Origin of the sequence: Celeribacter ethanolicus, from assembly GCF_001550095.1 — a bacterium.
Taxonomy (GTDB): Bacteria; Pseudomonadota; Alphaproteobacteria; order Rhodobacterales; family Rhodobacteraceae; genus Celeribacter; species Celeribacter ethanolicus.
Genome location: NZ_LRUC01000026.1, coordinates 1 through 6967 on the forward strand (window position 1 = coordinate 1; position 6967 = coordinate 6967).

The 6967-nt window shown below is 59.2% G+C and carries 8 protein-coding genes; 4 read left to right on the forward strand and 4 right to left on the reverse strand.

Annotation, left to right across the window (positions count from 1 at the left end):
* The first annotated feature begins 63 nt into the window (after positions 1–63).
* Positions 64–1193 (forward strand): IS3 family transposase gene (locus NH195_RS11050; protein WP_155846026.1). Its coding sequence is split into 2 segments (ribosomal slippage): positions 64–307 and positions 307–1193, totalling 1131 coding nucleotides; the frame shifts between segments, so codons are not numbered across the junction.
* 275 nt (positions 1194–1468) lie between these two features.
* Here the strand turns inward: NH195_RS11050 and NH195_RS11055 are convergent.
* The 3 genes from NH195_RS11055 to NH195_RS11065 all read right to left on the reverse strand — a co-directional run bounded on the left by NH195_RS11055 (position 1469) and on the right by NH195_RS11065 (position 3137).
* On the reverse strand, positions 1469–1678 hold the full coding sequence (locus tag NH195_RS11055) for a hypothetical protein (protein ID WP_066706788.1): 210 nt from the start codon (positions 1676–1678) through the stop codon (positions 1469–1471).
* Between the two features lie 188 nt (positions 1679–1866).
* The gene (locus tag NH195_RS11060; protein ID WP_066706791.1) at positions 1867–2559 is read right to left on the reverse strand and encodes an anti-sigma factor; all 693 of its coding nucleotides are present in this window, start codon (positions 2557–2559) and stop codon (positions 1867–1869) included.
* Positions 2556–3137, reverse strand: a complete 582-nt coding sequence (locus tag NH195_RS11065; RefSeq protein WP_066706803.1) for a sigma-70 family RNA polymerase sigma factor — start codon at positions 3135–3137, stop codon at positions 2556–2558. Before NH195_RS11065 ends, NH195_RS11060 begins: the two co-directional genes overlap by 4 nt.
* A gap of 133 nt (positions 3138–3270) precedes the next feature.
* On the opposite strand from NH195_RS11065, the gene NH195_RS11070 reads away from it, so the two are divergent.
* Positions 3271–4125 (forward strand): DUF4394 domain-containing protein, encoded by an 855-nt coding sequence (locus NH195_RS11070; RefSeq protein ID WP_066706794.1) that lies wholly within the window; start codon positions 3271–3273, stop codon positions 4123–4125.
* Positions 4126–4148: 23 nt separating this feature from the next.
* Here the strand turns inward: NH195_RS11070 and NH195_RS21790 are convergent, their stop codons facing one another.
* A complete protein-coding gene (locus NH195_RS21790; protein WP_274377277.1) occupies positions 4149–4271 on the reverse strand; it encodes a hypothetical protein in 123 nt (40 codons plus the stop codon).
* Between the two features lie 196 nt (positions 4272–4467).
* On the opposite strand from NH195_RS21790, the gene NH195_RS11080 reads away from it, so the two are divergent.
* On the forward strand, positions 4468–6225 hold the full coding sequence (locus tag NH195_RS11080; RefSeq protein WP_066706800.1) for an ABC transporter ATP-binding protein: 1758 nt from the start codon (positions 4468–4470) through the stop codon (positions 6223–6225).
* 163 nt (positions 6226–6388) lie between these two features.
* Positions 6389–6967: IS1182 family transposase (locus NH195_RS11085; protein ID WP_066703577.1), on the forward strand; the 579-nt coding region annotated here is incomplete at its 3' end.

The window sequence follows — 6967 nt, forward strand, 5'->3', positions numbered from 1 at the left end:
TGGACGTGTCACGGTTTGATGCCGCTCCTTTGATAGCCTTTACTGGAACAAAGGAGACTGACTATGGGACTGAAACGGACGGACGAATTTCGCCAAGATGCAGTGCGTATTGCGCTGACCAGCGGGTTGACGCGCAAGCAGGTGGCTGATGATCTGGGCGTTGGCATGTCGACGCTGAACAAATGGATCACAGCACACCGAGACACGAAGGTGGTTTCACAAGAGGATTTAGACCTCGCCAAAGAGAATGAGCGGCTTCGACGAGAGATCCGGCTTCTCAAGGAGGAGAGGGAAATCCTAAAAAAGGCCACCCAGTTCTTCGCGGGCCTAAAGCAATGAGATTTAGGTTTGTCGAGGAACACAGGAACCATTTTCCAGCCAACCGTTTATGCAGTGTCGTTGGCGTCAGCACACGTGGCTTGCGGGCCTTCCGTAGTCGCCCTGCCAGTCGCAGACAACGATCTGATATGGTCACGCTTGCACACATCAAAGAACAGTCCCGCCTGAGCCTTGGTAGCTACGGCAGGCCGCGAATGACCGAAGAGTTGAAGGAGATCGGTCTGGACGTCGGTCATCGCCGTGTGGGCCGCTTGATGCGCGAGAACGGCATCCGGGTCGAAAGATCGAAGAAATACAAGGTCACGACGGACAGCAACCATGCGTTCAACATCGGGCCAAACCTGCTGAACCGGGACTTCCACGCCGATCAACCGAACCAGAAGTGGGCGGGCGACATCAGCTATGTCTGGACGCGAGAAGGATGGCTCTACCTGGCTGTTATTCTTGACCTGCATTCTCGGCGGGTGATCGGCTGGGCAGTCAGCAATCGCATGAAACGCGACTTAGCGATCCGAGCATTGAACATGGCCATAGCTTTCCGGGCGCCGCCCAAAGGCTGCATTCATCATACGGATCGCGGGTCGCAATATTGTTCACATGACTATCAGAAGCTTCTGCGCCAGCATGGCTTCAAGGTGTCGATGAGCGGCAAGGGCAATTGCTACGACAATGCTGCTGTCGAAACGTTCTTCAAAACCATCAAAGCCGAACTGATCTGGCGCAAGTCATGGGAAACGCGGCGGCAAGCTGAAGTGGCGATCTTTGAATACATCAACGGGTTTTACAATCCGCGACGACGCCACTCAGCACTAGGCTGGAAAAGCCCCGTCGCATTCGAACGGAAAGTGGCTTAAACGAGCACATGGGGCGGCACGAAAACGGGACAGGTCCAGTGCGATCGAACGGATCGAAACGAAAGGCAAGGCTCGGCAAATCCCAAGTCACCTATCGTAGATCATTGGCAGGAAGACGAACTCAACGGAAAGCACAACAGCGACTCAACTGCTGTGCGCCTAAGCCTTCCCGCGAAAATTGCATACCGCCAAAATTCATCGAGTTAGTAATCGGCCCAAAACCGATATTCACATGCCGGGCTACAAAGGTCCGATATGCGTTCATCGCGCCTGCTTTATCGCTCCGCCCATTGTAGCCCTAGCGCATAAGCCCCGGCAGCACTCACCAGCGCCCCCACCAGAACCGTCAGCGCAAGGATCGTCCAACTGATCCAGTCGACACCCAGAATGAAGAAGTTGTCATTCCAGATGCCCCAAACCGGAATGGAGGGACGCCACAGGTGAACTTCGGAAAAGGCCGCGCCGACAGGCAGGCCGTTGATCAACGTCGCAACGCCCGCTCCCTTTGGACCTGCTAATCAACCTTGGCGAGCGGGTTGGGCAAGTGCGCGGTGCTAGGTCTGAAGGGCAACTTAGCCAGCCCTCGGCCATTCGCTCTGCTTGGCACGAATGTCCGTTCAGGGCTGAAGGCGTCGATTGAGGGCTGCCTAAAAGCGTATAGACAGAAAATTTTTTAACCCGCTCCCGTGACATTCGCGATATCGACCGTGCCGAACACGCGACCTGAAGGCGAACCTGTCAGCGAGCCTCCGGGGGGTTCTTCGGAAACGCCCAGAGTGAGCGTCCCGCGCACCGCAGCGATGTCCGGCGGCAGCGGCAATCTGATGCTTTCGCCCGCAGGCCACAGACCGACCGACTGGGCAGGTTCATCGGGACCATGTGCCCAGACCTGAAGGATGCGCCCTTCGGGAGCGCCGCCCAGGGTCCGGGTCAGGATGACCTCTTGGCGGGATTTGTCGATCACGGCGACGACACGGAAATCCCCGATGTCCGATGTGATCTCGGCGGTATAGAGCGGACCCGTCGTGTTTGGGCCACTCAGTGGCGTCAGCATGAGAGCGAGCACAAGCGCGACGGCCATCGCCCCGCCTGTCAGGGCCTGCCAAACCCCGAGCCGTTTCCAGATTGGTGGCTTCACGGTCTCGGGAAAGAGATCGGCCATCAGCGCGGCCTTGACCGAAGGTGGCGCCGTCACGGGCGGCAAATCCGCCATCGTGGACAGGCGCGTTTCCCACCCCCGCACCAACCCTGCAAACCCGGGATCGGAGGCGGCGCGGCGTTGCACACTGTTCCGCTCGTCGCCCTCAAGCAGACCGAGCGCCAATTCAGCGGCGAGCATCTCATCATCGTCATGGGATTGGGTCAACGGTCCATACACTCCCTTAATGCGATCAACCCACGTCGCAGCCAAGTGCGCATCGTGTTGAGCGGCACTTTGGCGGCCTCGGCCAGTTCGGCATAGCTTTGCCCGTCGAGATAGGCTCCGGTGATGGCGGCACGTCGATCCTCGGGCAGGGTGTCGAGACAGGCCACGATGCGCCGGGCGTCCGAGGCGGCGATGGTTGCTTGCTCTGGTGTCTGGCTGGGCGCGGCCAGCGTGTCTTCGTAATCGCCGACATGGGCGTGATTGCGCCGCGCTCTGAGCCGATCAATCGCCGTATTGCGGGCAATGGTGATCAGCCAGCTCATCGGTGAATGACCTGTCACGCGATAGCGTCCCGCATTCTTCCAGATTTTGACATAGGTGTCGTGCATGGCGTCCTCGGCCGACTGGCGTTCCCCCAAGACACGCAGCGACACGGCGAAAAGTTTCGCGCTGGTCAGGTCATAGAGCTCGGAGAGGGCCGCCCGCTCGCCCAGAGATACACGCGCGATCAGCTCTTCGACCCTGTCTTGGGGCGGTGGAGCATTATCCTCTCTGTCACCCTCTTTTGCCTCTGTCACGCTGCAGTCCTCAAAAAAAATCAATCGGGCTGAAACTCTTGCCCGTGCCCCCCCGTGGTTAAAGGCAATTGATCCGTAAATCTCGGCTCAACGCAAGCCAATACATAGGCCAATACATAGGAAGGAAACCACGATGACGACCCTGAAACTTGCCCTGACCGCCTCTGCCGCACTTGCCGCCGCTGCGCCCACGCTCGCCATGGACCATGCCGGCACCATGGGCTACGCGCTTGCCGAAGACGGAAAAACCCTTGTGACCATGGCCGACATTGCCTCCCCCGGCGAGGTGATGACCTATGATCTGGAGATGCCGCTGCGGGCCATCGCCTATCGCCCCGTGACCGGACAGCTTTTGGGCTATGCCGATGGCATGATCTTTGAGGTCGACCCGATGTCGGGCGCTTTGACGGACCTTGGCGCGATGTTCATGGAGGATGCGATGATCGGTGAAGGCGCGGTTGCCTTCGACTTCAACAACAAGATCGACGCGGTGCGTGCCGTGGGCGCCGATGGTGCGAACCTCGTCTATTTCCCCGATGGGTTCGGGGACGGCGATGAACGTGCGGGGTCCGTCCGTCGCTTTACCGATACCTTCTATGCTGAAGGGGATATGAGCACTGGCGCCGAGCCGCTGATCTTTGCCAATGCCTATACCAATGCGATCAATGGCATGACGGCCGCGTCCACGGCACAATTTGCGCTCGATGCCCGCGCCAACGCTCTGGTTTCTCTGGCCAACAATGCGGGAGAACTGACCTCGGTCGGTTATCTGACCCTCAACGGCGAGACCGTGGATGTGACCGATTGGGGCGGCTTTGACATCGTGTCTCCCGAGGAAGGCATGGACCACGCCTATGCCATCCTCCAGATTGACGGCGAAAGCGCCGCAGGTCTCTATTCCATGGACCTCTCCTCCGGCGCGCTGACCATGCTCGGCGATCTGGGGATGGGGGGCTTTACGGGCTTTGCTGCCTCGAAAGGCATGTAAGTTGATCGGCTGATCGCTTGCGGTCAGCCAGAGATCAAAACGAACACCCCGATCTCAGGATCGGGGTGTTTTTCTATGGCATCTTCCCTCAGGCGATCCTCACGTTGCACTTGACGGACCATAAAATCCCCAACTACAACACCCATGACGACACACCTTGCATGGAGGACGCACATGACGATTGCTGATCGCTTCCTCCCGGGGATCTCCGGTTTCGGAGCCGCCCTTATCTGACGCTTTCGTGGCGCTTTTGCCCACAAGCTACAGATGAATTGGTCCACGCCGGACCCGCTTTCCAAACCCTTCGCAAGGCGCAACCCACCCGGTTGTGAGATTGTCATCATGATCCATTTTTCTGCTCACGGCGCGTTTGCGCGTGTTTTCTCGTTCACCTTCCGTCTTTGGATGCGTCAAAAGGGCAAGGTTGTCACCATTCTGGCCTTGGTTCTGATCTCCGCGGCCTCCGATCTCTCCATACCTGTCTTCACGGGACGCCTCGTTGATGCAGTGGCCGCGTCCGAGACGCCTTGGCCTGCCTTCGGGGCGCTTTTGGTGTTTGGTGTCCTCTCTGTTTTTGCCAAAATTCAAAGCTATTTTGCCATCATCGACCTGACCATCCCTTCGATGCGCGCCGCCGAAGCCGAAGCCTTCGCCCATGTTCAGCGGCTTCCCGCCGACTGGCATGCGAACGCCTTTGCCGGCTCCACCGTGCGTAAGATCACACGCGGGGCCTGGGCCTTGGATGAAATGGCAGACCTTTTGTTGTTGGCATTGTTGCCCTCGGCGCTGATCCTTTTGGGCACCATCGGAACGCTGACGGCGTTTCGCTGGGAGGTCGGGCTTGTCGCCGGGATTGGCGCGCTTGTGTTTCTGGCCCTCTCCCTGTCTTTGACGCTGTTCTGGGTGGCGCCTGCGGCGCGTTTGGCCAATGCGCAAGACAGCCGCGTCTCCGGCGCGCTGGCCGATGCGATCACCTCCAACGGGGTCGTGCGCGCCCATGCGGGAGAGCTGCGCGAAGATACGCGGCTGGGCCTTGTTCTGGACAAATGGGCACATCGCAGTCGGCGCACATGGCGGCGCGGCACAGTGTCCGGCCTGTCGCAGGATATGACGATCTGGGCCTTGCGGGCGATGGTTCTGGGCGGGGCTCTTGTCGCCTATACCCGTGGTCTGGCCAATGCGGGCGAAATTGCTTTTGTGGTCTCGGCCCTCGGGATGCTCGATGGTTATTTGCGCCAGATGGGCAACCATGTGCGCGGGCTGCAAAAAGCGGTCAACGATGCCGAGGAACTGGTGGCCCTGATGGCCGTTACCCCCGAAACCTCTGTCGCCAAAAGACCCGAAGCCGCCTTGCCGCCCCGCGCGGCGGCATTGGCATTCAACCATGTGGATTATGGCTACGACGGGGCTGCAACACCGCTTTTCACCAATCTGGATATCGCCATTCCTGAGGGCCAGAAAGTCGGATTGGTTGGGCGGTCTGGTTCAGGCAAGACCACTTTCGTGAAGCTGATCCAGCGGATTCACGAGATCAATGACGGCAGCATCACATTGGGCGGCGTCGATATCGCGCGCGTTCCCTTGGAGGTGCTGCGCCAACACATCGCGCTTGTCCCGCAAGAGCCTGTGTTGTTTCACCGCTCTTTGGCCGAGAACATCGCCTACGCCCGTCCCGGTGCGTCGATGCAGGAGGTCCGGGAGGCTGCTGAGCGCGCAGGGGCACTCGGTTTTATCGAGCGGCTGCCCAAAGGCTTTGGCACGAAGGTGGGGGAGCGGGGCGTCAAACTTTCGGGGGGAGAGCGGCAGCGGGTCGCCATCGCGCGCGCCTTTTTGTCGAACGCGCCGGTTCTGATCATGGATGAGGCGACATCTTCGCTCGTTTCAGAGGCGGAGGCCAAGGTTGCGCAGGCCGCAGAGCGGCTGATGGAGGGGCGCACGACTTTGGTGATTGCCCACCGTTTGGCGACGGTCGAACGGATGGACCGCATCCTCGTCTTTGATCGTGGACGGATCGTCGAAGACGGCACGCCTTTGGAGCTCATGGCACGCAAAGACGGCCTCTACCGTGCCCTGCGCGCCCGGCAAGCTTTGGTAGGGTGAGCTCGGCGATGTGTCTGGCTTCGTATAAAGTCAGAATTTATGGGCAGTCTTCGAATTTTAATGGTGGATTGGCGAGAAATGGGCGTATTTTGTTGAAAAACTCGTGCTTGATCGGTGTGTGATCTGCTGTTTCAATTCTTCCAACGGACGGGAGGATTGACCGATGATGGGTCCGAGGCAGGAAGCGCAGGCATCGCTGTTTTACGAGTTCTCGCTTGAGGATCACGTCCCTCAGGATCATTTGCTGCGGTCGATTGATCGGTTCGTCGACTTGGGCAGCATCCGTGCTCATCTTGCTGAGTTCTACAGCCGCACGGGCCGGCCTTCCGTTGACCCCGAGCTGCTGATCCGGATGCTTCTGGTCGGCTATTGTTTCGGCATCCGGTCGGAGCGGCGGCTCTGCGAAGAGGTGCATCTGAACCTCGCCTATCGCTGGTTCTGCCGCCTCGATCTGAACGACCGGGTGCCTGATCATTCGACGTTTTCGAAGAACCGGCACGGTCGTTTCCGCGAGAGCGAGCTGCTGCGCCATCTATTTGAGACAACGGTGGCGCGCTGCATCGAAGAAGGCCTGGCGAGTGGCCAGCGCATGGCGGTGGATGCCAGCCTGATTGAGGCAGATGCGAACAAACAGAACTCGACGTCAAAGGAAGACTGGGATGCTTCAACCATCGAGCCCGCTGATGCGCCTCGTGCCGTACGCGAGTATCTCGACACCCTTGATGAGGCTGCATTTGGCGCA

What these genes read in the sequence shown, in the direction of transcription:
- NH195_RS11070 (WP_066706794.1), top strand. Translation starts at nt 3,271, where the DNA reads ATGACGACCCTGAAACTTGCCCTGACCGCCTCTGCCGCACTTGCCGCC.
- NH195_RS21790 (WP_274377277.1), bottom strand. Translation starts at nt 4,271, where the DNA reads ATGGGTGTTGTAGTTGGGGATTTTATGGTCCGTCAAGTGCAACGTGAG.
- NH195_RS11080 (WP_066706800.1), top strand. Translation starts at nt 4,468, where the DNA reads ATGATCCATTTTTCTGCTCACGGCGCGTTTGCGCGTGTTTTCTCGTTC.